Origin of the sequence: Pseudomonas sp. 13B_3.2_Bac1 (genome assembly GCF_025466205.1) — a bacterium.
GTDB classification, from domain to species: Bacteria; Pseudomonadota; Gammaproteobacteria; order Pseudomonadales; family Pseudomonadaceae; genus Aquipseudomonas; species Aquipseudomonas fluorescens_H.
This window is the reverse complement of the sequence record NZ_JANLOG010000029.1, coordinates 39,262-63,766: the sequence shown is the minus strand read 5'-3', so window position 1 is coordinate 63,766 and position 24,505 is coordinate 39,262. Positions and strand designations below refer to the sequence as shown.

General features: G+C 61.1%; 24 protein-coding genes. 14 read left to right on the top strand and 10 right to left on the bottom strand.

What is annotated here, in order from left to right; all coding sequences use genetic code 11:
• Positions 1–98: 98 nt before the first annotated feature.
• Entirely contained in the window at positions 99–821 is a 723-nt protein-coding gene (gene pcsA / locus NTD85_RS04825) for a phosphatidylcholine synthase (RefSeq protein WP_003226166.1), read from the bottom strand.
• 259 nt (positions 822–1,080) lie between these two features.
• Between pcsA and NTD85_RS04820 the strand changes: the two genes are divergently transcribed.
• A complete protein-coding gene (locus NTD85_RS04820; protein ID WP_262141555.1) occupies positions 1,081–1,845 on the top strand; it encodes a tellurite resistance TerB family protein in 765 nt (254 codons plus the stop codon).
• A 24-nt stretch (positions 1,846–1,869) separates the two neighbouring features.
• On the opposite strand, the gene NTD85_RS04815 is transcribed toward NTD85_RS04820, so the two are convergent.
• Positions 1,870–2,328: an REP-associated tyrosine transposase gene (locus tag NTD85_RS04815; RefSeq protein ID WP_262141554.1), complete on the bottom strand. Its 459-nt coding sequence runs from the start codon at positions 2,326–2,328 to the stop codon at positions 1,870–1,872.
• Between the two features lie 314 nt (positions 2,329–2,642).
• On the opposite strand from NTD85_RS04815, the gene NTD85_RS04810 reads away from it, so the two are divergent.
• The 3 genes from NTD85_RS04810 to ligD are packed head-to-tail and all read left to right on the top strand — an operon-like array spanning position 2,643 to position 7,622.
• Positions 2,643–4,022 carry an iron-containing redox enzyme family protein gene (locus NTD85_RS04810; protein ID WP_262141553.1) on the top strand — a complete coding sequence of 460 codons (1,380 nt, stop codon included), beginning with the start codon at positions 2,643–2,645 and terminating at the stop codon, positions 4,020–4,022.
• 10 nt (positions 4,023–4,032) lie between these two features.
• Positions 4,033–4,986 carry a methyltransferase gene (locus NTD85_RS04805; RefSeq protein ID WP_103484851.1) on the top strand — a complete coding sequence of 318 codons (954 nt, stop codon included), beginning with the start codon at positions 4,033–4,035 and terminating at the stop codon, positions 4,984–4,986.
• Positions 4,987–5,003: 17 nt separating this feature from the next.
• Positions 5,004–7,622: a DNA ligase D gene (gene ligD, locus NTD85_RS04800; protein WP_262141552.1), complete on the top strand. Its 2,619-nt coding sequence runs from the start codon at positions 5,004–5,006 to the stop codon at positions 7,620–7,622.
• Here the strand turns inward: ligD and NTD85_RS04795 are convergent, their stop codons facing one another.
• Positions 7,623–8,024, bottom strand: coding sequence for a hypothetical protein (locus NTD85_RS04795; protein WP_103520397.1), 402 nt, complete (start codon positions 8,022–8,024; stop codon positions 7,623–7,625). It lies immediately after the preceding gene.
• 80 nt (positions 8,025–8,104) lie between these two features.
• Positions 8,105–8,419, bottom strand: a complete 315-nt coding sequence (locus NTD85_RS04790; RefSeq protein ID WP_003226153.1) for a DUF2388 domain-containing protein — start codon at positions 8,417–8,419, stop codon at positions 8,105–8,107.
• A gap of 561 nt (positions 8,420–8,980) precedes the next feature.
• On the opposite strand from NTD85_RS04790, the gene mqo reads away from it, so the two are divergent.
• Entirely contained in the window at positions 8,981–10,627 is a 1,647-nt protein-coding gene (mqo, locus tag NTD85_RS04785) for a malate dehydrogenase (quinone) (RefSeq protein ID WP_003226151.1), read from the top strand.
• Positions 10,628–10,709: 82 nt separating this feature from the next.
• Here the strand turns inward: mqo and NTD85_RS04780 are convergent, their stop codons facing one another.
• From NTD85_RS04780 to NTD85_RS04770, 3 genes are all read right to left on the bottom strand, one after another.
• On the bottom strand, positions 10,710–11,141 hold the full coding sequence (locus NTD85_RS04780; protein WP_262141551.1) for a nuclear transport factor 2 family protein: 432 nt from the start codon (positions 11,139–11,141) through the stop codon (positions 10,710–10,712).
• Between the two features lie 62 nt (positions 11,142–11,203).
• Entirely contained in the window at positions 11,204–11,650 is a 447-nt protein-coding gene (locus tag NTD85_RS04775; RefSeq protein WP_262141550.1) for a hypothetical protein, read from the bottom strand.
• Between the two features lie 149 nt (positions 11,651–11,799).
• Positions 11,800–12,573, bottom strand: coding sequence for an alpha/beta hydrolase (locus tag NTD85_RS04770; RefSeq protein ID WP_262141549.1), 774 nt, complete (start codon positions 12,571–12,573; stop codon positions 11,800–11,802).
• A 112-nt stretch (positions 12,574–12,685) separates the two neighbouring features.
• Between NTD85_RS04770 and NTD85_RS04765 the strand changes: the two genes are divergently transcribed.
• Complete coding sequence (locus NTD85_RS04765; protein ID WP_262141548.1) at positions 12,686–13,642, top strand: aldo/keto reductase; 957 nt, start codon at positions 12,686–12,688, stop codon at positions 13,640–13,642.
• Here NTD85_RS04765 and NTD85_RS04760 read toward each other — a convergent pair.
• Positions 13,639–14,535, bottom strand: coding sequence for a LysR family transcriptional regulator (locus tag NTD85_RS04760; protein ID WP_262141547.1), 897 nt, complete (start codon positions 14,533–14,535; stop codon positions 13,639–13,641). The genes NTD85_RS04765 and NTD85_RS04760 overlap by 4 nt on opposite strands.
• A gap of 148 nt (positions 14,536–14,683) precedes the next feature.
• Between NTD85_RS04760 and NTD85_RS04755 the strand changes: the two genes are divergently transcribed.
• Positions 14,684–15,709 carry a zinc-dependent alcohol dehydrogenase family protein gene (locus NTD85_RS04755; RefSeq protein WP_262141546.1) on the top strand — a complete coding sequence of 342 codons (1,026 nt, stop codon included), beginning with the start codon at positions 14,684–14,686 and terminating at the stop codon, positions 15,707–15,709.
• A 145-nt stretch (positions 15,710–15,854) separates the two neighbouring features.
• Positions 15,855–17,051, top strand: a complete 1,197-nt coding sequence (locus tag NTD85_RS04750) for an MFS transporter (RefSeq protein ID WP_262141545.1) — start codon at positions 15,855–15,857, stop codon at positions 17,049–17,051.
• Here the strand turns inward: NTD85_RS04750 and NTD85_RS04745 are convergent.
• Positions 17,048–17,941, bottom strand: coding sequence for a LysR family transcriptional regulator (locus NTD85_RS04745; protein ID WP_262141544.1), 894 nt, complete (start codon positions 17,939–17,941; stop codon positions 17,048–17,050). The two genes, NTD85_RS04750 and NTD85_RS04745, sit on opposite strands and share 4 nt — an antisense overlap.
• Positions 17,942–18,054: 113 nt before the next feature.
• On the opposite strand from NTD85_RS04745, the gene NTD85_RS04740 reads away from it, so the two are divergent.
• The 3 genes from NTD85_RS04740 (at position 18,055) to NTD85_RS04730 (ending at position 21,375) form a co-directional block, all read left to right on the top strand.
• The gene (locus NTD85_RS04740; protein ID WP_247868457.1) at positions 18,055–19,455 is read left to right on the top strand and encodes an amidohydrolase family protein; all 1,401 of its coding nucleotides are present in this window, start codon (positions 18,055–18,057) and stop codon (positions 19,453–19,455) included.
• Positions 19,456–19,468: 13 nt separating this feature from the next.
• The gene (locus NTD85_RS04735) at positions 19,469–19,948 is read left to right on the top strand and encodes a DMT family transporter (protein ID WP_003226134.1); all 480 of its coding nucleotides are present in this window, start codon (positions 19,469–19,471) and stop codon (positions 19,946–19,948) included.
• Positions 19,949–20,130: 182 nt separating this feature from the next.
• Positions 20,131–21,375, top strand: a complete 1,245-nt coding sequence (locus NTD85_RS04730) for an OprD family porin (protein ID WP_262141557.1) — start codon at positions 20,131–20,133, stop codon at positions 21,373–21,375.
• Between the two features lie 3 nt (positions 21,376–21,378).
• Here the strand turns inward: NTD85_RS04730 and NTD85_RS04725 are convergent, their stop codons facing one another.
• Entirely contained in the window at positions 21,379–22,272 is an 894-nt protein-coding gene (locus NTD85_RS04725; protein ID WP_262141543.1) for a LysR family transcriptional regulator, read from the bottom strand.
• 115 nt (positions 22,273–22,387) lie between these two features.
• Between NTD85_RS04725 and NTD85_RS04720 the strand changes: the two genes are divergently transcribed.
• The 3 genes from NTD85_RS04720 to NTD85_RS04710 all read left to right on the top strand — a co-directional run bounded on the left by NTD85_RS04720 (position 22,388) and on the right by NTD85_RS04710 (position 24,435).
• Positions 22,388–22,822, top strand: coding sequence for a cupin domain-containing protein (locus NTD85_RS04720; RefSeq protein ID WP_262141542.1), 435 nt, complete (start codon positions 22,388–22,390; stop codon positions 22,820–22,822).
• Between the two features lie 117 nt (positions 22,823–22,939).
• Entirely contained in the window at positions 22,940–23,473 is a 534-nt protein-coding gene (locus NTD85_RS04715) for a sigma-70 family RNA polymerase sigma factor (protein WP_262141541.1), read from the top strand.
• Entirely contained in the window at positions 23,473–24,435 is a 963-nt protein-coding gene (locus NTD85_RS04710; RefSeq protein WP_262141556.1) for a FecR domain-containing protein, read from the top strand. The genes NTD85_RS04715 and NTD85_RS04710 overlap by 1 nt, the downstream gene beginning before the upstream one ends.
• Positions 24,436–24,505 lie beyond the last annotated feature (70 nt).

Genomic DNA, 24,505 nt, shown 5'->3' with positions numbered 1-24,505 from the left:
CCCCCCCCCCCCCCCCCCCACCCACCCCCCCCCCCCCCCCCCCCCCCCCCCCCCCCCCCCCCACTCCTACAGGGGAATGGTGTTTGACAGGTATGGCGCTATTTCAAATGCGCCCCATCAACCCACTCCAGCGCCGTACGCCAGATGCAGATCCCCAGGAAGTACGCCGACGCCAGCAGCCACAAACCCATCACCAGCGGATTGATCACCGGGTGATTGAGCACCAGCGACAGGCTGCACAGCAGCCAGATCGCTGTGACCGCGATGTTGATCGGCATGAACCGGCGCACGCGGAACGGGTGGAGGAATTTCATGCGGGTGACGGTCAACAGCGCCAGACCGATGATGGTCAAAAAGGTGATCCACGGCCCCGGATTGATGATGTACAGGCACAGGGCAACCACGTTCCACGCGGCGGGGAAGCCGACGAAGTAGTTGTCCTTGCTCTTCATGTTGACGTTGCAGAAACAGAACAGCGACGACACCAGAATCAGCGACACGCTCAGCAGCAAGGTGTAGTCGGGCAGGGGAATGTAGCGGTAGATAAACAGCGCCGGGATGAACACGTAGGTCAGGTAGTCGATCACCAGATCGAGGATCGAACCGTCGAAACTCGGCAGCACCGATTGCACATTGACCTTGCGTGCGAGCGCCCCGTCGAGGCCGTCGACGATCAACGCCACGCCCAGCCACATCAGGCAATGGGTCGGCTGGTTCTCCAGCAGGGCGAGGGTCGCCAGAAATGCAGTGACCACGCCGGTCGCGGTAAAACCATGGGCGCCCCATGCTTTGAGCCTGGCGATGTGTACGGTCGATATCACAGGGGCGTTCTCCAGATAAATGAAGCAAGCCGGTTATCACCCTTTGGCAAAGGGCGCCGGCAAACCGGGTCGGGTTGCAGCTATCGACCGGTCAGGCCGGGATAAGGTTCATCACCTTTGAATCTTAGCTGGCCGCACAAAAAATACCTCGGCGAAATCCGCCGACGGCAGCCGGTGTCAGCCAAACGGTGCTGGCGCGCCGGCGTCGGCGGTCTATCGTTGCCTGACGCAGTTATTGCCAATGCCTGAGGACGAGATCATGAACACCAGCGATTTGCTCGAACAACTGCTGCGAGGCCAGGCCTCGGCGGGACAATCTAGTGGCGCCTCGGCTGGCGCAGGTCTGGGCGGACTGGGCGGCTTGCTCGGTGGCTTGTTGGGCGGCGGCGCGAGTACAGGTGCCAGTGGCGCGCAGTCCGGTGGGCTGGGCGGTTTGGGTGGATTGCTGGGGGGCTTGCTTGGCGGCGGTGGCGCTGGATTGGGCGGCGCGTTGGGCGGGGCACTCGGTGGTGGCGGTTCGCAAAGCCGTTCCAGCGGTACCAATTATGCGGCACTGGCCTCGCTGGGAATGATGGCTTTCCAGGCGTATCAGGCCTGGCAACGTAGTCAGGCGTCGGCGGCGCCACAGCAGATTCCGCCAACCGCAAATCTGCTGGCCGGGCCCGAGGTCGAGGAACACGGGCATGCTGTGCTGCGGGCGCTGATCGCGGCAGCCAAGGCTGACGGTGAGATCGACGCACGGGAACGGCAAATGATCGATGAAGAGATTGGCAAACACACCGACGATCCAGGATTGCAGCAATGGTTTAACGCTGAAGTTGCCAAACCGTTGGATGCGAACGAAGTAGCCGAGGCCGCCAACGGCGACCCGGCCATGGCCGCCGAAATGTACCTGGTCAGCGTGATCCTGGTGGACGACCAGCAAGACGCCGAACGCACCTACCTGGATGAACTGGCTGCCGCGTTGCAGATCGACCCGCAATTGCAGGTGCATCTGGAACAGCAGGCCAAGGGGACGGTTTAAAGCAGAATCAAAAGATCGCAGCCTTCAGAGCCAGACAGCATCCCACAACGGGTAATCACCCAAACGCTGCACAAGACCTGCCCGCAATGGATTCATGACAATGTAGCGGGCGGCCGCTTTAAGGTCTTCATCGCGACGCAAGGCCCGGTCGTGATATCCGCGTTGCCACAGCGGCTCCGAATTGCCTTGCAGCAGGTTGACCGAGCGACTACTGCGCGATTTGACGCGGCACATTAATTGCGCCAGAGAGCCTTGTTTTAATTCGACCAGCCAATGGAGGTGGTCCGGCATCACAACCCAGGCTAGCGAATGAACCATTCCCGCTTGATCGGCAGCCCGCATCTGTCCTACCAATAGTCGTCCCGCTCTCCAATCCGAAAAAACCGGTCGACGCTCCTCAACCACCGCCGTCAGCATATAAACCCGCCCAACCTCCGAATAACGTCCCTTACGTAAACCGCAGGCTTTTGCAGCTTCAGGCATTCCATTGCCCTCCGTAAACATCGTCCTTGAACACTAGCGCTCCAAAAACAACCCGCTCGGCCAAGCCATTACACGATGTAAATGTAGGAGCTGCCGAAGGCTGCGATCTTTTGATCTTGATCGTAAAAGACAAAATCAAAAGATCGCAGCCTTCGGCAGCTCCTACAGTGGTCAAGTGAAAGAGAAATGGCGCTGATCCGGCCGTCCGTCAGGGCGATTTTCATGTTGATTGAATTTTTCTCCGTAGCGGTTGCTCTGCTGCTGTAGAGGCGTGAAACAACGTCCTGACCGGCCAACCGAGCGAGAACACTGACATGACTGCCCTGACCCCTCTGCATGCGCCGACCGCGCAGCACCAGCCCATCACTGCCAACGGTGAATTGCGGCGTATTTATGAGGCACTGCTGCTCGAGGATCAGCCTGAAAATCTTGCCCGGGATTTTCTCGCCGAGCAGTTGCACCGTGCCGCGCTGTTACCCGAAGCGCTACCGCAGGATCCGTCTGCCTGGCAGGACTGGGTCGCCGGACATTGCACCGACGTTGCCCGGCAATACGCCGACTACCTGCAACAACGCAAGGCCGGTGGGCCGCGCCAGTTCTTCAGCAACAAGGCCCATGCGCTGTATTTTCTGCAAGCCGTGGCGCCGACCAAACTGGTGGATGGCGCGTGGTTGTACGGTTTGGTGCCGCAGTGGCGCGACCCGCGTTTCGACGGGTTGCTGTGTACCTATCTGGAAGAACTCGGCGACGGCAACCCTGCGCAGAATCATGTGGTGATCTATCGCAGACTGCTCGCTGAACACGGCTTGCAGGACGCCGGCGCGATTGCCGATGAACGCTATCTGCAAGGCGCGCTGCAACTGGCACTCGGTGCCTGTGGCGAAAGCTTTCTGCCCGAGGTGATCGGCTACAACCTCGGCTACGAACAATTGCCGCTGCACTTGCTGATCAGTGCCTATGAGCTCAGCGAGCTGGGCATCGATCCGTACTACTTCACCCTCCACGTGACCATCGACAACGCCAGCACCGGTCATGCGCAAAAAGCCGTGCAGTCGGTGCTCGACCTGCTGCCGCTGGAGGCTGATCGTGGCGAATTTCTGCGCCGGGTTTCGCTGGGCTATCGACTCAACGACCTGGGGCAGGGCAGCCGCGCAATCATCGAAGGTTTCGACCTGGAACACGAAGTGCTGGCGATGCTCGAGCGCAAACGTCCGTTCGGTCAGCACATGCATTCCGACTACTGCCGCTTCGAAGGCAAAACCGTCAATCAGTGGCTGGCCACCCCCGAGCAACTGCCCGGATTTCTTCAGGCGATGCAGGACAAAGGCTGGATCAAGCGCAATCAAGATCCGCAGGCCAGCCGTTTCTGGCAGTTGATCGATGGCGACGGTGCGGCGATGTTCGGCGTGTTCAGCCCCTATGAAAAGCAGCTGCTGCACGACTGGATTGCCGGCGACTGGACGCCGTCCGAGAAAGCCCAGGCGCCAAGACGCACTCGTCAGGTCGCCACCCCGGACGCCGCCGTGCCCGAGCACGATCCCGACGTACAACGCCTGACTTCTGCCCTGCAAGGCCAGGACGGACATGCGCAAATGACCACGCTGATCCCATGGTTGTCACCGGCCCGGCACGCGCACCCGGCGGGGCTGCTGGCGACACGTCGCTTTATCGAACTCAAATCCAGTCTGCGCTAAGGAAATCCCCATGAATCAGGAAGAACAACTGTCCGCCAACGACCTGACACTGCTGCAACTCGGCCGGCGCTTGCAGGCTGACGGCTACCGTTTCGTCACGCCAACGCCGTTGACTCATCAGCGCGTCAACCAGCGTGACGAAGGGCAGGTCGCCGACACCCTGCGCGACGTCTTCGGCTGGTCGCGGCCGTTCGAGCCGGGGCTGTTGTCTGCCGACGAACAACGGCAGTTACAGGATGCGCAAGTGATTGACGTCTACGACGGCCGCTTGAAGAGCCGGGTGCGCTGGTCGAGTCTGGATGACTTGCTGTTCGTGCATTCGGGATTTCCCACCGACGCCGCCGACTCGGTATTTTTCGGTCCCGACACCTATCGTTTTGCGCAACTGATTCACGCGCATCTGCAGCAGAGTTTTGCGCCGATCCAGCGTGCCGTGGACATCGGCTGCGGTGCCGGTGTCGGGGCGATTCTGATTGCCCGCGCCCGGCGTGAAGCGCAAGTGCTCGCGGTGGACATCAACCCCGCCGCGCTGCGCCTGACCGCGATCAACGCGGCACTGGCCGAGGTCGCCAATGTCGAGGTGCAGGCCAGCGATGTGTTGCAGGGCACCGAAGGCAGCTTCGACCTGATTGTCGCCAACCCGCCGTACATGGCCGATCCGGCCGGGCGTGCCTATCGGCATGGCGGTGGCTCGCTCGGCGCCGGATTGTCGCTGCGTATCGTCGAGCAGGCGCTCAATCGGCTGGCCCCCGGTGGTTCGTTGCTGCTCTACACCGGCGTGGCCATGGTCGATGGCCGCGATCCGTTTTTCGACACCGTGGTGCCACGCCTGGACTCGACGCGATTCGCCTGGACCTATCGCGAACTGGACCCGGACGTATTCGGTGAAGAGTTGTTGAACCCCGGTTACCAGCGAGTGGACCGGATCGCCGTGGTCGCGCTGACCGTGACCCGCATTGGCTGACACAAGGCAGGTGCGCCATGACCAGGAACCTCGACGACTACAACCGCATGCGCGATTTTTCGGCGACGTCTGAGCCCGCCGCCGTCAAACGCCGTGGCCGCAGCAAGGCCAGCGAACATGCGCTGCAGTTCTGCATACAGAAGCACGACGCTTCGCACCTGCATTACGACTTTCGCCTTGAGCTCGATGGCGCGCTGAAGAGCTGGGCGGTGCCGAAGGGGCCGTCGCTCGATCCAAAGGTCAAGCGCCTGGCGGTACACGTCGAAGACCATCCGCTGGATTACGCCACGTTCGAGGGCAGCATTCCCGAGGGGCATTATGGCGCGGGCGATGTGATCGTCTGGGATCGCGGCGTGTGGATTCCGCTGGAGGATCCGGCCAAGGCCTACGCCAAGGGCAAACTCAAGTTCGAGCTGCAAGGCGAAAAGCTCTCCGGCATCTGGAATCTGGTGCGCACGCACATGCCGGGCAAGAAGGAAAACTGGTTTCTGATCAAACATCAGGACAGCGCCGCCCGCCCGCAAGACGACTATGACGTGCTGAGTGCAGAGCCGGACAGCGTGCTCAGCGAACGCACCCTGATCAGCAAACCGAGGCTCGCCGCCGAGCAAGCCAAACCTGTGAAAAAGTCTGCGGCCAAACCTCGCAAAGCGGCGTCCGGAACACTCACCGGAGCACGCAAGGCCAAACTGCCGGCGCAACTCAAGCCGGAACTGGCGACCCTGGTCGACAGCGCACCCGAGGGGCAGTGGAGCTACGAGATCAAGTTCGATGGCTACCGGATCATGGCGCGCATCGATCACGATCAGGTGCAACTGTTCACCCGCAACGGTCACGACTGGACGCACAAACTGCCGCAACAGGCGCAAGCCCTCGCTGAGCTGGGCCTTGAATCGGCATGGCTGGACGGCGAAGTGGTGGTCACCAACGAACGCGGTGTACCGGACTTTCAGGCGCTGCAAAACGCCTTCGAAGCCGGGCGCAGCGCCAGCATCATGTACTACCTGTTCGACATGCCGTACCTCAACGGTGTCGACCTGCGCGAAGTGCCGGTCGAGGAGCGCCGCGCGGCGTTGTCCACGGTGCTCGGTGGGCATGAACAGCCGTTGCTGCGCTTCTCCGAAGCCTTTGACGAAACGGCGGATGCACTGCTCAACAGCGCTTGCCAGATGCAGATGGAAGGGTTGATCGGCAAACGCCTCGGCTCGCCTTACGTGTCGCGGCGCAGTAGCGACTGGATCAAGCTCAAGTGCAAGCATCGGCAGGAATTCGTGGTCGTCGGCTATACCGATCCGAAAGGCTCGCGCAGTGCGTTCGGCGCGTTGCTGCTGGGCCTGCATGATCGCGACAGCGGCGAGTTGCGCTATGCCGGCAAGGTCGGCACCGGGTTCAACGAAACCACGCTGAAAAGCATCCTCGCCCAGCTCAAGCCGTTGCAGGTGAAGAAGGCGGCGGTGGTCAATCCGCCGAGCGGCTTCGAAGCCAAAGGCGTGCATTGGCTCAAACCGAATCTGTTGGCAGAAGTGGCGTTCGCTGAAATGACCAAGGACGGCTCGGTACGCCACGCTGTGTTCCATGGTCTGCGCAATGACAAACCGGCCAAGGCGATTACCGAGGAGCGAGCGAAATCCGTGAAAACTTCAGCGAAAGCCACCCCTGCGAAAAAAGCTGCCTCGTCGAAGAAAGCTAGCGAATCAAACAAAGCGGCTGAGTCAAGGAAAGCCGAACCGGCGCCGTCACAGCTGGGACTGGCCAGCGGCAAGGTGCGTATCACTCACCCGGATCGGGTGATCGATGCGGTCAGCGGCACCACCAAGATGCAACTGGCCGAGTATTACGCCAGCGTCGCCGAGTGGATTCTGCCGCAGCTCAAGGATCGCCCGGTTGCGCTGGTACGGGCGCCGGACGGCATCGCCGGCGAGCTGTTCTTCCAGAAAAACGCCGAGCATCTGGCGATTCCCGGCATCACCACGCTGGACAAGGATGTCACTGGCCAGCCGGTGATGCTGATCAACAACGCCGAAGCGTTGATCGGCGCGGTGCAGATGAGCACGGTCGAGTTGCACACCTGGAACGCCACCACGGTCGATCTGGACAAGCCTGACCGGTTTGTCCTCGATCTCGACCCCGACCCGGCATTGCCATGGAAAAGCATGGTGGAAGCCACGGCACTGACGCTGACCGTACTCGATGAACTGGGACTCAAGGCGTTCCTCAAGACCAGCGGCGGCAAGGGCATCCACCTGGTGGTGCCGTTGACGCGCAAACTTGGCTGGGATGAGGTCAAGGACTTCAGTCACGCGATCGTCAGCCATATGGCCAAGCTGTTGCCGGAACGGTTTTCTGCGGTTTCGGGGCCGAAGAATCGGGTTGGACGGATCTTCATCGACTATCTGCGTAACGGGCTTGGCGCGACGACGATCTGCGCTTACGCCGCGCGCACCCGTGAAGGCTTGCCGGTATCGGTGCCGATTTATCGCGAAGAGGTGGCCGAGCTGAAGGGGGCCGATCAGTGGAACGTGAGCAACGTCCACCAGCGCCTGGCGGAGGTCGGTGACAAGCCGTGGGCAGACCTGAAGAAAACCCGCCAGAGCATCACCGCAGACATGCGCAAACGGCTGGGCCTGAAAAAGTAATCAGGCGTCGCGCAGCAAGTCGTGAGCGTTGAGTAGCTCGAAAGCAATTTCCGGTCGATTTTCCAGACCTCGGCGGATCGCCGCCGGGATTGCTTGCCGGGTTTTGCGGCACAGGCCGGGCAGTTCGTCGATGACGATTGCAATGCCGCGCATGGTGCGCACCTCATTGAAGCCCGGTGCGACGTCCACGCGAATGCCCAACTGCTCGAACATCTTGCGCTGCAGGCGTTCGAGATCGGCCAGACTCTGCAGGTTTTCCAGACGTTCGAGCAGGCGCTTTTCTTCCTGCCGGGTCAGCAGCAGGATGCGCACATCCGCGCCGGGCGTTTCCAGCAACGGATCGCGCCCGCAAATGCAGGCGCCGGGTGGGCAAGGCGAGCGAATGGGCAAAGGAGTCGTCATGGCCTCCATCATAGAGGCCGTTCGGCCAGTTTGCCCATGGTCGCTCAGTTCCCATCCATCGGCGGTACTGTACGGGGCTGTTACTGATTCAGGCCTTCGTAATGCGCCAGTATCGCGTTGGCCAGCTCTTCATCGCTGGCGTTGATGCCGGGATTGTCCTGCCGCACCTGTTGCAATACAGACTCCAGATAGACCCCTCGGATCGCACCGTCGCTGGCGACAAATGCCGTGAGGTCGTCACGGGCGGGGATGACCATCTTGTGGTCCTTGAAGGTTGAATAAAGCGAAGCGGATACCCCGGCCGAGGTGGCGACGTCCTTGGCATCCACACGGGCCATGGCCGAGCCGAATGGCAGGCATAAGATTAACGACGAAACGAGCAATAACTTGCGCATGACGGTGTTCCTCCACAAGCGCGAAGCAAAAGGGAAGTACTACATAGCGTGAGAGGTGTGCGAAAGGAGGGAGTTCCATCGAAGCACAGGACTCAGTGAGCGCCTGGTGAGCAAGGCACCTGCTATTAACTGTAGACCCGATTTGCCTGTCAGCCCTGCGCGAATCGCTGAAAGACTTCAGCCAGAGCGGCCGCAGGGTCATGTTCCGCCCAGGCCGGCCGATAACGCCCAGAGCGGAAAAAGACTCTCAAGTCGGGAACAGACGCGCGGGTTTGCCCTGACGTGATATTCTTCGCGCCAACTTGGTTTGACCTAATTCAGTCTGCCTGCCCTTGGGCGGGCTGACGGAATCCCTGTCGCTCAAGTAGCTGAAGCCAATAATGATAAGAAGTCAGTTCAGAAGGGACATTAACTGAGGTCGATGCAGTCCGTCGGCCTTGTGTGCCCACCCGTCAAAATTGCAGTGTGAAGGTGCTCGCGACCCTGGCCTGAGTGTCGCGAAAAAGGCTCCCACACGTACAACAGCGGCGGGCGGAAGGCGTTTTATCATAGGTGCAACAGATGTTTAAGAAAGTGAACACGGCCTTGCTGGGGCTGGCTTTGGCGATGGGGATGTCTTCCGCCAATGCTGCAGAAGCGAAGAAAGTAGATGTACTGCTGATCGGCGGCGGCATCATGAGCACCACCCTGGGTGTGTGGATCAATGAGCTGGAGCCAAGCTGGTCGATGGAAATGGTCGAGCGCCTGGACGGCGTCGCCCTGGAAAGCTCCAACGGCTGGAACAACGCCGGTACCGGTCACTCCGCCCTGGCTGAGCTGAACTACACCCCGGAAGACGACAAAGGCAACGTAACGATCCCGAAAGCCGTCGAGATCAACGAAGCGTTCCAGGTGTCCCGTCAGTTCTGGGCCTGGCAGGTTCAGCAAGGCGTTCTGAAGAACCCTCGCTCGTTCATCAACACCACTCCGCACATGAGCTTCGTGTGGGGCGATGACAACATCAAGTTCCTGAAAAAGCGCTACGAAGCCCTGCAAGCGAGCCCGCTGTTCGCCGGCATGCAGTACTCCGAAGACCCGGCTGTGATCAAGAAGTGGGTTCCGCTGATGATGGAAGGGCGTGACCCGAACCAGAAAATCGCGGCCACCTGGAGCCCGCTGGGTACCGACATGAACTTCGGCGAAATCACCCGCCAGTTCGCCGGTTACCTGCAGACCAAGCCTAACTTCGATCTGAAGCTGTCGAGTGAAGTCGAAGACATCACCAAGAACGCCGACGGCACCTGGCGCGTCAGCTACAAAAACCTGAAAGACGGCACCAAGACCGAAACCGACGCCAAGTTCGTGTTCATCGGTGCCGGTGGCGGCGCTCTGCATCTGCTGCAGAAGTCGGGCATTCCTGAAGCCAAGGAATACGCTGGCTTCCCGGTCGGCGGCTCGTTCCTGGTGACCGATAACCCGGCCATCGCCGAGCAGCACCTGGCCAAGGCCTACGGTAAAGCTTCGGTTGGCGCACCGCCGATGTCGGTTCCGCACCTGGACACCCGTGTTCTGGACGGCAAGCGCGTCATCCTGTTTGGCCCATTCGCGACCTTCAGCACCAAGTTCCTCAAAGAAGGCTCGTACCTGGACCTGCTGACCAGCACCACCACCCACAACATTTGGCCTATGACCAAGGTCGGCATCAAGGAATACCCGCTGGTCGAGTACCTGGCCGGTCAACTGATGCTGTCGGATGAAGACCGCATGAACGCGCTGAAGGAATACTTCCCGAACGCCAAAGCCGAAGACTGGCGCCTGTGGCAAGCCGGCCAACGCGTGCAAATCATCAAGCGTGATGAAGCCGCTGGCGGCGTGCTGAAACTGGGCACCGAAATCGTTGCTGCACAAGACGGCTCCATCGCCGGCCTGCTGGGCGCATCGCCAGGCGCGTCGACCGCTGCACCGATCATGCTGAGCGTGTTGCAGAAAGTCTTCAAAGACAAAGTCGCCACCCCTGAGTGGCAAGCCAAGCTGCACCAGATCGTGCCAAGCTACGGCACCCAGCTGAACAGCGATCCGGCCAAAGTGGCACAAGAGTGGGCGTACACCGCCAAGATCCTCGAACTGCCAACGCCTCCGGTAATCGGTCAGGCGGCTGCTCCAGCTGCACCTGCCGCTGAAAAAGCTGCGGCGCCGAAGGAAAATGCTGCACGTGACATGGCTCTGTAACTAGACGCCAGATACGCAAAAGCCCACTGAGCCGATAACGGTCAGTGGGCTTTTTTGTGCCACAAACCCCCTTCGGCAGCTCCTACACAGATTTCGCGTTTGCCAAATACGCGCCAAGCCGCCGCCCCATCTCTTCCCCCAACGCCTGCAACCCGCTCAACGGCCGCACCATCACCTCGAACTCGACAATCTTCCCGCTCTCATCAAAGCGAATCATGTCGATGCCCTTGAGCTCTTTCGACCCTACTTTGGCGCTGAACTCCAGCACCACATTCAAACCATCGGCAGTCGCCAGTTCGCGGTGGTATTTGAAGTCTTCAAAGACGTTGAACACAGTGTTGAGGATCATCGTCACCACTGGCGCGCCGGGGTAGGGCGAGTGGGCCATCGGCGAGCGGAATACCGCGTCCGGATCGAGCAGTTCGGGCAAGGCCTTGAGGTTGCCGGTGCGGATCATCTCGTGCCAGTGCTTCAGGGATTCGGCGGCGTTGGGGTGCAGGTTCAGTTCGGACATTGACCACTCCTGGGATTGTTGTTCTTCGCGCGACGGCACTCACTCTAGTTCAAAGCGGCGGATCACGAACCGTTGTGCGTCGATCTGAATACCAGACCATGGCCGGAGCGGATCAGATGGGTATCTGATCCGTATTTTTCTGTTGGATCTGCCTCTGTTTCCGGCTCAGTCAGGCGATCAAAATGGCCCTGCAGTCCGGTCACCCGCGGCAGTCCTTCATCCCGAAGCGCCCGGTGCACCGCCAGCTCAGTATTGAGGAGAGCAGCATGAACAAGATGGCGATTTTTCTGGGTGGGTTTCTGACGTTGACCATTCTGATCGGAATGCTTGCGACGATTTCTCCGGTCTGAGGTGGCCTGTTGTAATAGGCGTCTCCCGACGTGCAGCGCGCAATCTGTGGTTTTCACCATAACGGCAAAATTCTGGTTAACCAATTTCGTGACCCGGTCAGCCAGCAAATCTGTTTTCGGCCTGTTGGCGGTGGTACGAATTCGGCGATACCAGTGCATTGAGTGCGCCGACCCAAATAATCGATGTCGTCTCTGCTGGCCTCTTCGCGAGCAAGCCCGCTCCCACATTTTGTCCGGTTGACGCTGAACCACTGTGGGAGCGGGCTTGCTCGCGAAGGGGCCAGTCCAGACAACGCAATAACCGGCCATCAGCGATCAAGCACATCCTCCATCCACTGCAGATACTGCGCCCGCTCGGAGATCGAGTTGTGCCCCGCATCCGGCACCACCCGCAGCGTCGCCACGCCTTTGGGGAAACTCTGTAGCAGTCGCTGCGTGCTGTCCCGTGGTATCACCTCGTCATCGCTGGCCGCCAATAGCAAGGTCGGCACGCGAATGTGCGCGGCATAGCGACCCGACTCGAAGCGATCCTTCAGCAGCCACTTCACCGGCATCCACGGATATTGGCGGACGGCGATGTCTTCAAGGCTGTTGTACGGCGTCACCAGAATCAGTTGTTTCGCCGGGCGCTGACTCGCCAGCCGCACCGCCACCCCCGAACCCAGGCTGCGGCCGATCACGGCAATCTGCGGATGGCTGGCGTACACCTGATCGAACAGCGCCAACGCATCTTCGGCGATCGCTTCCTCCGAGGGCGAGCCGCCGCTGCCACCGAAACCCCGATAGTTCAGCAAAAACAGCGCGTAGTCGGTAAAGGCCTCGCTGAACGACGGCAGATTGCGCGACACGTCCTCGGCATTGCCGCCAAAGTAGATCAGTGCTTTCGGCCCGACATGTGCGCGCGTGGCTACCCACACATCGGCATCCGGCATCGTCAGTTTCAACCGCGAATCCGTCGTGGCGACGGCGCTGTCAGGCTGGGGGAAATAGATCAGCGAACGCTGAAATACGAACAGCGCCCCGCACAGCAGCAGGTAGAGGGCGATGAGCAAGGCGACGAGTGACATCAGTTTTCTGGACATTCGACTAACTTTAACCGGGCGCGGGTGTTCGCTGTCGCAGTGTAGTCCAGCGCAGTAGACGGGCAGCCGTCGCACACAACGTGCAACAGCTTCACGCAGCAGGGGAACCAGCATGAGCCACACTGAGGGTTGCTCCCGGCGTCGTTTGCTCACACTGGCTGCCGGGGTTTCGGCGGTCTTCACCTTTGACCGGGCGTTGGCCACCGCCACGCCGCCGGCCACTTCGCCCAGCACGGCAGGAGACCAGACCATGCAGACCCGCGCCATCCCTTCAAGCTCCGAGCTGTTGCCAATGGTGGGCCTGGGCACGTACCGCGGCTTCGATGTTGCGCCCGGCGACCCCGTCTATAAACAACTGCCGGCGGTGCTCGATGAACTGTTCAAAAAGGGCGGCACGCTGATCGACAGCTCGCCAATGTATGGCCGCGCCGAGCAAACCACTGGCGAGCTGTTGTCGATCCACGAACCACGCTCGCCGGCATTTCTGGCGACCAAGGTGTGGACGCGCGGGCGCAAGGAGGGCATCGCGCAGATGGAGCAATCCTTCAGCCTGTTGCGCACCGAACGCATCGACCTGATGCAGATTCACAACCTGCTGGACTGGCAAAGCCATCTGCCGATCCTGCGCGAGTGGAAAGCCGAGGGGCGCATCCGCTACATCGGCATCACCCATTACACGCCGTCGGCCTATGAAGAAGTCGAGGCAGTGCTCGGGGCCGAACAACTGGATTTCCTGCAAATCAACTACGCCCTCGATGACCGTGGTGTGGAGAAACGCATTCTGCCGTTGTGCCGCGAGCGCGGGGTGGCGGTGATCTGTAATCGGCCGTTCGGTGGCGGCGGCTTGCTGACACGGCTCAAGGGCAAGCCGCTGCCGGGTTGGGTGTCGGATGTGCAGGTCAACAGTTGGCCGCAACTGGCGCTGAAATATCTGCTTTCGCATCCGGCGGTGACTTGCGTGATCCCCGGCACCGGCAATCCGCGCTATATGGCCGACAACGCTGGCGCCGGATTCGGGCCGATGTTGACCGATGCGCAGCGGCATCAGTTGATAGCGTTGATTGGCTAAGCCGGCGTCTGCTGCGGAAACAGATGCTCCTTGAGGAAGTCGATGAACACCCGCAGTTTCAGCTGTGGATGCTTGCCCGAGGGCCACATGATCCGGTAGACGCCGGTCTCTGCGCAGTCGGGCAAAATCCGTTGCAAGCGCCCATCGGCCAAGGCCTCGCTGACGCAGAAGTCCGGTAGATAGGCGATGCCCAGGCCTTGCAGGGCAAAGCAGATCCGCGCTTCGAGGTTGTTGCAGACCATCGAGGTCGGCACCTGCAGATCGACTTCCTGGCCGGCTTCGCGCAACGGCCAGACCTGCAGCTTGCCGGTGTTGGGAAAGCGAAACTGAATACACGAATGACTGAGCAGATCGGTGGCTTGCTGCGGTACGCCATGGTCCTGAAAGTAGGGCGGCGCCCCCACCAGAATCATCCGGTAGCTACCGATCAGGCGCGAGGTCAGGCTGGAATCCGGGACATCTCCGGCCCGCAACACCGCGTCGTAGCCTTCCTCGATCACATCGACCCGGCGGTCATCGAACGTCAGGTCGAGATCCACCGTCGGGTAGGTTTTCTTGAACCGTGCCAGCACCGGTAAAAACGGCTCGCCCACCAGTGGCAAACTGATCTTCAGACGCCCGCGCGGGGCGGCGTTGGTCTGGGAAAACTCCATTTCCGCCGCTTCGATCTCGGCAAGGATGCGCAAACTGCGTTCGAGAAACCGCGTGCCGTCCTCGGTCAGCGTGATGCTGCGCGTGCTGCGATTGAACAGGCGCACGCCAAAGCGTTCTTCCAGGCGCACGATGCTTTTGCCAATTGCCGAAGCCGACACGCCAAGCAGGCGCCCGCTGGCGACAAAGCTGCGAGTTTCCGCCACCGACACAAACACATTCAACGCATTAAGGCTGTCCATCACGATTCTCGATTTCACCGGTGGGGTTCAATTTACCTTAGTCATTGCGGAACAAAACGTCCGTATATAACGGAGTGGCGACCCACTTAATCAGCCAGGGGCATGGCTTCTATCATCGGCGCCACAGTCCTCTACCGAGATTATCGCCATGTCCGACATTATGCAGCGCTGGGAAATTTCCGCGTTTGGCCTCGCCAACCTCAGCCAGGTCCAGGCCCCGCGACCAACCCCGAAAGCCGGAGAAATCCTGGTCAAGATCGATGCGGTTTCGCTTAATTACCGTGATACCCAAGTCGCGGAAAACGGCATGACCGCGGCGTTGAAATTCCCCTTCACGCCAGCCTCGGACATGGCCGGTACCGTGGTCGCGGTCGGCGAGGGCGTTACGCGCTTTCAGAGTGGCGACAAAGTCATCTCCACCTACATTACCAACTGGATCGACGGCAATCCGAAAACCTGGGCCGAGATGCCGACCCAGGGTGGGCCGATTCCCGGCATGTTGGCGCAGTACGTTGCCACGCCGGCCGACTGGTGCGTGCGCGCGCCGAAAAACCTCAGTGCAGTCGAGGCCAGCACACTGCCGATCGCCGCACTGACCGCGTGGATGGCGTTGATCGAACTGGGTCATCTGCACGCCGGGCAAACCGTGGTGGTGCAAGGCACTGGCGGGGTTTCGCTGTTTGCCGTGCAACTGGCGGCGGCCAGTGGCGCCAACGTCATCGTCACCAGCAGCAGCGACGACAAGATCGCCCAGGCCATCGCCCTGGGCGCCACTCATGGCATCAACCGCAGCACCACACCGGACTGGCACACCGCTGTGCTGGAACTGACCGACGGGCGCGGCGCCGATCACATTCTGGAGATGGCCGGCGGCGACAACCTCGGGCGCTCTCTGCAGGCAGTGGTGCCTGGAGGTCGGGTGTCGATCATCGGCCTGCTCGATTCTGACGAGTTGCGCACGCCGATCATGCCGCTGCTCGGCAGCCGCGCCTCAATCGTTGCGGTGGCCGTCGGCCCGCGTCGGGCGCTGGAGGACATGGTGCGGATGATCGATCACCACGGGATCAAACCGGTGATCGATGCGACCTATGCCTTCGATCAGGTGACTGAAGCGTTCGCCCATCTCAATCGCGGGGCGTTCGGCAAGGTTGTGGTCGATTTCAACAAGGCCTGAAACCACCTGTAGGAGTGAGCCTGCTCGCGATGGCGGTGAATCAGTCACCGATGATGCCGAATGACACACCGCCATCGCGAGCAGGCTCACTCCTACAAGGGGCCGTGTTGTCTGGGTAATTTTTCTTTTTTTTTGATGAGAGTCTATGAACCGTTCCCCCCATCCCATGTCCGTCATGCCCTTCATCATTCTGGGCCTGTTCGGGCTGTACACCCTGGAACTCGGCGTGGTCGGCATTCTGCCGCTGATCGTCGAGCGTTTCGGTGTCAGTGTCGCCCAGGCCGGTTTGCTGATGAGCCTGTTCGCGTTCATCGTCGCGCTGTCCGGGCCGTTTCTGGTGCTGGTGTTCTCGCGGTTCGACCGCAAGAAAGTGCTGGTCGGTGCGTTGCTGTGTTTTTCCGTCAGCAGCGTGCTGTCGGCCTATGCGCCGAACTATTCGACGTTGATGGCGCTGCGCATTGTTCCGGCGATGTTGCACCCGGTGTTTTTCTCGGCGGCGTTTGCTGCGGCGATTTCGCTGTACCCCAGGGAGCGTGCGACCCACGCGACCACGGTCGCCTTCATCGGTACCACCCTCGGACTGGTGTTCGGTGTGCCGATTACCGCATGGGTCGCCGGACGGTTTTCTTATGAGGCGTCGATTCTGTTCTGCGCCGTCGCGACGTTGCTCGCCGGGCTCGGATTGCTGCTCAAGTTGCCTCGGCAGACCGCTGCGCCGGAGAGCTTCGCAAGTCAGCTGTCGATCCTGAAAAAGCCGCCGGTGTGGCTGGCGATCATCGCCACGGTGCTGGTGTTCACCACCAAGTTTGCGGTGTACAGCTACGCCGCCGAATACCTGAAAAACCAGACCGGCCTGGACGGTGAAACCATCAGTTTCCTGTTGGTGATCTTCGGTGTCGGCGGGGTGCTGGGCAACCTGTTGGCCGGGCGCGCACTGGCCACACATCTGGTGGCGACTGCGTTGCTGTTTCCGATTCTGTTGAGCATCGCCTACCTGATTCTGGCGGTGTTCGGCAGTGCTTCGCTGGGCTCGATGTTGCTTATCGTGCTGCTGTGGGGCGCGATTCACACCAGCGGCATGATCATCACCCAGATGTGGCTGACCAGCGCCGCGCCCGAGGCGCATTCGTTCGCCACCAGCCTGTATGTATCGGCGGCCAATGCCGGGATCGCCCTCGGTTCGTGGATCGGTGGGGTGTTTATCGACACCTGGGGCCTGCCGGCCACGATCTGGTGCGGGTTGCTGTTTGCGCTGCTGTCGTTGCTGACGATTGGCGCCAAGGCCATGTTCTATGGCGGTCGTGAAGAGCGCCCGAACCTGAGCGGGGCAAGCGTCGCCTAGTGCGCCTTGCGCAGAGCGCCGATAAAGGCTTGCAACGCTGACGACATCTGGCGATTGCTCGGGTAATACAGGTAGAACGCGGGGAAGGGTGTCGACCACTCTTCCAGCAGCGCCACCAGTGCACCGCTGTCGAGTTCGTCCTTGATCCACTCACGGATCCATACCGTGATACCCAGCCCATCCAGCGCCGATTGCATGGCAACGGCGCAGTCACTGACCACCAGAGAACCTTTCACGCTCAATTCGAACGGCATGCCATCGCGGAAAAACCGCCACTTGTACAGCCCGGACTCCCCGGAACGCCGCCAGTTTACGCAGCGGTGATCCAGCAAGTCGGCCGGCTCGTGCGGGCGACGTTTGCCTTGCAGGTAGTCGGGCGAGGCGATGGCGATCTGCGTCAGCGGTTCGCTGAGTTTGAGCGCGACCATGTCTTGTTCGATGAACTCACCCAGACGAATCGCCGCGTCGTAGCCTTGGGCAACGATGTCGGCGGTGCTGTCGTCGGTGGTCAGTTCGAGCTTGATGTCCGGGTAGGTCGCTTGAAATGCCGGCAGGATCGGTTGGATGAAGTGCAGCATCGCTACCTGCGGCGCGCAGATGCGCAGGGTGCCGACCGGTGTGTCGCGGTAGTCGTTGAGTTGTTCCAGCGCTGCGTCCAGATCGGCAAAGATCTCGCCCAGGCGTTCGAACAATTTACTCCCGGCCTCGGTGGTCGACACGCTGCGCGTGGTGCGATTGAGGAGGCGTACCCCCAGACGCTCTTCCAGACCCTTGATGGTCTGGCTCAGTGCCGACGCTGAAACCCCCAGCGCTTGGGCGGCGCGGGAGAAATTGCGCTCGCGGGCAACGGCAAAAAATGCCCTGAGATGGCCAAACTCTTGGTCGCGCATTATGTATGCCCAGCTTCACAATGTTTGTAGATGTTTTGGCATTCTAAATAAAGCTTCCGGGTCAGACAATGCGGCTACAGGCCAATGCGCCGACCGTCACCCTGGAGCCCACCATGTCTTTCAATGCTCATTTCGATGTTTTGACTTCCGCGCTCAAACCGTTGCCCGATGCTCAACGCTTGCTACTGATCAAGGGCGGAACCCTGGTCACCCAGGACGAACGCCTGGGCAATTTCATCGAAGGCGATGTGCTGATTCGTGGCACGGAAATCGTCGAGGTCGGCGTAGGCCTCAATGCTCCCGACGCTGAAGTCATCGATGCCAAAGGCATGATCGTGATTCCCGGCATGGTCGATACCCATCGCCACGCGTGGGAAGGTCAGTTGCGCCGGATCAACCCGAACTCGCCGACGCTTGAAGACTACTGCAACGCCACGCATTTTTCCTTTGCCAAATACTACCGTCCGCAAGATATGTACGTCGGCAACCTGCTGACGGCGCTGGGTGCGATCAACGCCGGCATCACCACCATCATCGATAACTCACACAACGCCCGCAGCGGCGCGCATTCCGATGCGGCCATCGACGCTTTGCACGACGCCGGCATCCGCGCGGTGCATGCGCCGGGTGCGCCGTTGTCCGGTGAGTGGGAGTCCACGCAGTGGCCGGGCGATCTGCGCCGTATCAAAGACAAGTACGCCGGTTCGCCCGACTCGCTGGTGACCCTGGCGATGATGGCGCAACTCGACCGCGAACAATGGGCAGTTGCCCGCGAATTGGGCCTGAATATCGTCACCGAATTCTTCGGCGCCGGTATGGCGGCGGAGCTGGATGCGCTGCACGAAGAGGGCCTGCTGGGCCCGGACAATATTTTCAACCACTGCACCTGCCTGCCGGATCACGGTTGGTCGATCCTGCGCCACGCCGGGGTCAAGGTGAACGTCTGCCCGCGCTCCGACGCGCACTACGGGCTCGAAGACGGCGTGTTCGCCTGGCAGAAAGCTGTCGATCACGGCCTGCATCCGGGCCTGAGCGTCGACAACGAAAGCTCTTACGGCGGCGACATGTTCGGTGAAATGCGCGTGGCGTTTTACCTGCAACGGGCGGCGGCGCACAGCGCGCGTTTCCATGGTCAGCCTGCGCCGGAACTGGTCAGCGCCGCGCAACTGCTCAAGGCCGCCACCCTTGATGGCGCTGCATGCGCCGGCCTCGAAGCGAGCATCGGCAGCATCACTCCGGGCAAGCAGGCCGACATCGTGCTGATCCGCACCGACAACCTCAGCGTCTACCCGTCGAACAACGCCCTGGGCACGGTGGTGCACGCCGCCGAACGCGGCGATATCGACACCGTGATCATCGCCGGGCGCATTCGCAAACAGGCGGGCGTGGTGCTGGGCGTGGATCGCGAACAACTGAACCGGGCCACGGAAGAGTCGCGCAGCTACCTGTTCAATGCCGCCGGTTACAGCCCTGATCCTTTCGCGGAGCATTTCGCCCCGCTGCATGCCCACTGAGAGGTGCACGGTCATGATCCTGATTTCCTTTGTGCTGGCCTTGCTGGCCGGTGTGGCGATTGCCGTGCAAGCGGCGGTTAACAGTCAGTTGGCCGGGGCCATGACCGGCAACACGCTGGCAGCGGCGTTCTACTCGTTTCTCAGCGGCATGCTGGTGCTGGGTGCACTGGCATGGATGCGCGGTGGTCTGGGCGATGCCTTGAGTGTGATCCCGGCGCAACCCGGCTGGCGTCTGGTCGGTGGCGTGCTCGGTGCCGGGGCGATTTTCTGCACCGTGTGGCTGGCGCCGCGTATCGGTCTGGCGAATCTGCTGGTGCTGGTCATCGCCGGGCAGTTGCTGTCGTCGGTGGCGATCGATCACTTCGGCTGGCTGGGCGCAGTGGTCCGTCCGGCGGCATCGATCAAGATCGCGGGCGCAGTGGTGGTGCTGCTGGGCGTGGCGCTGACGCTGTTTGGTGAGCGGCTGATCGCGATGCTCGCCCGGTCTTTCTGACCCGCGAATCTGCCCATGTGGAAGCGGGCTTGCTCGCGACAGCGGTGTATCAGGCAATGAAGGTGCTGGATGTACTGACGCTTTCGCGAGCAAGCCCGCTCCCACAGGGGGATACGGGTTTGCCTGAGTCTTCTACGAACAACTTCATAGGTGTCGCCGTGACTGCATTCATTCATTCGGGGATGCGCAATGGATTGTCGACCCTGGCCGGCGCATTGCTGCTGGCAAGTTTCAGCAACGGAGCTCACGCGGATTTTTTCGCCGATTCTCATGCGTCGTTCGAAACCCGCAATGTCTACTTCAATCGGGATTTCCGTGATGGCCCATCAACCCTGCAATCAAAACGCGAGGAGTGGGCACAGGGCCTGATGCTCAAGTTCGAGTCCGGGTATACGCCGGGGTTGGTGGGGTTTGGGGTCGACCTGCTGGGCATGGTTGGTGTGCGTCTGGATTCCAGTCCCGATCGCGCCGGCAGCGGTTTGTTGCCGGTGCGCAGTGATGGGCGCGCAGCCAGTGAGTACGGCAAATTGGGAGTGACGGCCAAGGTCAAAATCGCCAAAACCGAGCTGAAGGCCGGGTCGTTGATCCCGGTCCTGCCGACACTGCGCCCGCAGGACGGGATGATCCTGCCTCAGTCGTTTCGGGGTGCGATGGTGATCTCGCAGGATCTGCCGGGTGTGGTGCTGACGGCGGGGCAACTGGATCGGGTCAAGGGGCGCAATGACACCAGCTACGAGCCGATTGCGCTGAACAACAAGAACAACCGCTTCGTCACCAATGCCCAGGGCGCGCACCTGAATCTGGTCGGCGTGGATCGGCAGGTGAACGACAACCTCAAGGTCAGTTATCACTACGCGTCGCTGAGCGATGTCTACGATCAACACTTCGTCGGGCTCACCGATACGCGGCCCATGGCCGGCGGCACAGTGAGCAGCGATCTGCGGTTTTTCTCCAGTGAAAGCCAGGGCGCGGCGAAGGCCGGGAAGATCCGCAATCAGGCGCTCAACGGTATGTTCGGTTACGCTGCGGGCGGGCACAAAGTCAGCGTCGGCTATCAGGCGATGCTCGGCGACAGCGCATTTCCCTACGTCGAGGGCAGCGATGCCTATCTGGTCAACTATGCGCAGATCGGCGATTTCGCCGAAGCGAAGGAGCGCTCGTGGCAAGTGCGTTATGACTTCGATTTTGAGCGCTTGGGCATTCCCGGCCTGACTTTCATGAGCCGCTACATCGATGCCGATCATGCGCAAGTGGCCGGCAAGACCAGCCAGGAATGGGAACGCAATACCGAGGTCAAGTACGTGATCCAGAGCGGCACGTTCAAGGACGTTGCCTTGCGTTTGCGCAACGCGACTTATCGCTCGTCGTTCAGCCGCGATGCCGATGAAACACGGATCCTCATCACCTACACCAAAGCGCTGTGGTGAAGTTCATCCGCGATACCGCAGCACCTCCACCAACAACGCAAACGCCGGCGCCGCCTGCCGTCGGCTCGGGTAGTACAGGTGATAACCGGCGAAGGTCGGGCACCAGTCTGCCAGCACTTGCAGCAGACGCCCGTCGGCGAGATACGGAGCGACGATGTTTTCCGGGATGTAGCTCAGACCAAAACCGTCCAGTGCGGCGTCGAGCAGCGGGTAGACGCCGTTCAGGGTGACCTGCCCGGATACCCGCACCTTGAGGCTTTCGCCGTCCTTCTCGAACTCCCAGGTGTACAGCCCGCCGTTGGTCGGCAGGCGCAGGTTGTTGCAGGCGTGCGCGGTGAGGTCACGCGGTGTTTGCGGCTTTTCACGTTTGGCGAAATAGGCCGGCGAGCCGACCACCGCCATGCGCATGTCGGGGCCGATGCGGGTGGCGATCATGCCTTGTGCCACGTCTTCGCCCAGGCGCACGCCGGCGTCAAAGCCTTGCCCGGCGATGTCGACAAAGCCATAGTCGCAGCACACCTCGACGGAGATGTCCGGGTACTTGGGCAGAAATTCCTTGAGCACCGGACGCAGCAACCAGTTCAGCGAATGGTCGGTGGCGCTGATACGGATCCGGCCTGCCGGGGTTTCGCGCAGGTTGCTCAGGGCCGCCAGTTCCAGTTCGATCTCTTCGAAGCGCGGCCCGATGGTCTGCAGCAGATGTTCGCCGGCCTCGGTCGGGGAGACGCTGCGCGTGGTGCGGGTCAGCAGGCGCAGGCCCAGGCGCGCTTCGAGGGCGCGGATGGTATGGCTGAGCGCCGATTGCGAGACGCCGAGTCTGGCCGCGGCTTTGGTGAAACTGCGCTCGCGGGCCACGGCGAGGAAGGCGAGCAGGTCACTGGCGTTTTCTCGAAGCATTGATGAGTGTCCTGCATAAGTTTTTTCGAATTCTAGTCGATTATCTGAAGAGTCTGGCTCGTTAAAGTGACGCAAGTTCCCTGTAGGAGCTCTCGTACAACTTTGGAGTCTTGTGATGAATTCAATTGCAACTGCGCAGGTCCCACGTGTAATCGTCACCGCCAACGGTTCTCAGCCCTCGGCCAAGGGCCCGGCAGACTGGTTCACCGGCACGGTGCGTGTCGATGCGCCATTCAAGGGCAGCGATGCCGCCCGCGTCAGCGGCGCCACGGTGACCTTCGAGCCGGGCGCGCGCACGGCGTGGCACACCCATCCATTGGGGCAGACGTTGATCGTCACCGCCGGCGCCGGTTTTGTACAGGAGTGGGGTCAGCCGGTTCGGCAGATTCGCCCTGGCGATACCGTATGGATCGCTCCCGGTGCCAAGCATTGGCACGGCGCTGCGGCGAATACCGCGATGACCCATATAGCGATCGCCGAAGCGCTCGATGGCAAGGTGGTGGACTGGATGGAGCAGGTCACTGATGCGCAGTATCAGAAAGCGGAATGACGCCCTGAGCCCTAGTACCCCATGCAAGTGCGCTAGCATTTTTCGTGCGTAGTGACACTTGTTACCAAATGAAATATATTCGCATTCATGTAGGTTGCCCCCCTCCAGGATGCCGCTGTGCCCGCTCATTTTCCTTCCGCCCAATCCCCGCGCAATCAGTTGCTGTCGTTGCTTTACAGCGACCATCACGGCTGGTTGCAGAACTGGCTGCGCAAAAAGCTTGGTTGTTCGCAACGGGCGGCGGATCTGGCGCAGGACACCTTTATCCGCGTGCTGACTCTCGCCGAGCCCGAGCGTTTGCAGGAGCCACGGGCCTTCCTGACGACCACGGCAATTCGTCTGCTGATCGATGGCGAGCGCCGACGCAAGCTGGAGCGGGCGTATCTGGCGGTGCTCGCGCATGAAAGCGAAGACGCGGCGGCGATCAGCCCGGAAGATTTCCATCAGATCATCGAATTGCTCGAATCCATCGCGCGTCTGCTCGAAGGTCTGGCGGAGAAACCGCGCCGGGCGTTTCTGCTCAATCGTCTGGATGGCTGGAGCCACGCCGAAATTGCCGAACATCTCGGCGTATCAAAAAGCATGATCAAGCAGTACATCGCTCAGGTCATGGTGCATTGCTATGTCGCGTTGTATGGCGGTGCGCCGTGATCAGCGGGTCGGAGCCGAGTCATGAAACGGTGGTCGCAGCGGCGCAATGGCTGTCGCTGCTGCATTCCGGCGAGGCCAGTGAGCAGCAGCGTCAGGCGTTCGCCCAATGGCGTGAGGCCGACCCGAGTCATGCGCTGGCGGCGTCACGTCTGGCGTTGCTATGGGGGCGTTTTGACGGCTTGCCCAACAGCCGCGCGCGCAAGACCCTTGACCGGGTGCTGACATCGAAACGCGGCAGCACCCTGCGCCGCACCGGCACGTGCCTGGCTGTGCTGATCGCCGCAAGCGTGGCGTGGCAAGGCGTGCAGCAGGGGCCGGTGTGGCTGGCCGACCAACGTACTGCCGTGGGCGAGCGGCGCGATTTGATGCTGGCCGATCACAGTCATTTGAAGCTCAACAGCGACTCGGCGGTGGACCTGCATTTCGACGGCCAGCAACGGCTGATCGATCTCAAGCGCGGCGAACTGTGGGTCGAGGTGGCGAAGGACCCGCAGCGGCCATTCGTGGTGCGCACCGAGCACGGCACCGTGACAGCACTTGGCACGCAGTTTCTGGTGCGTCGCGAAGCCGGGCAGACCCAGGTTACCGTACTGGAATCGGCGATTGCCGCACGCCCGGTCGAGCATCCGGAGAACGCTGTGCGTGTCGCGGCCGGTCAGCAGGCCACGGTGTTTGCCAACCATGTCGACAGCCCGACGTCACTGGGCCATAGCGACCCGGCGAGCTGGACACGCGGCGTGCTCAAGGTTGACGACCGTCCGTTGGTGGAAGTGCTTGATGAGCTGGCGCGATATCGCTCGGGTGTCATGCATTTTGATCGGCAGGCGCTGGCCGGACTGCGAGTGTCGGGTTCGTTTCCGCTCGGCGACAGCAACGCGGCGCTGGCGGCCTTGCAGACCAACCTGCCGATCCGCGTGCAGCGTTTTACCGATTGGCTGGTGTTGATCAAACCCGAATCCTGAACCCGATACAAAACCTGCAGGCTCACTCCTACAGTGGATTTCGGTGGTCTGAAAAAATAAATCAACGGTC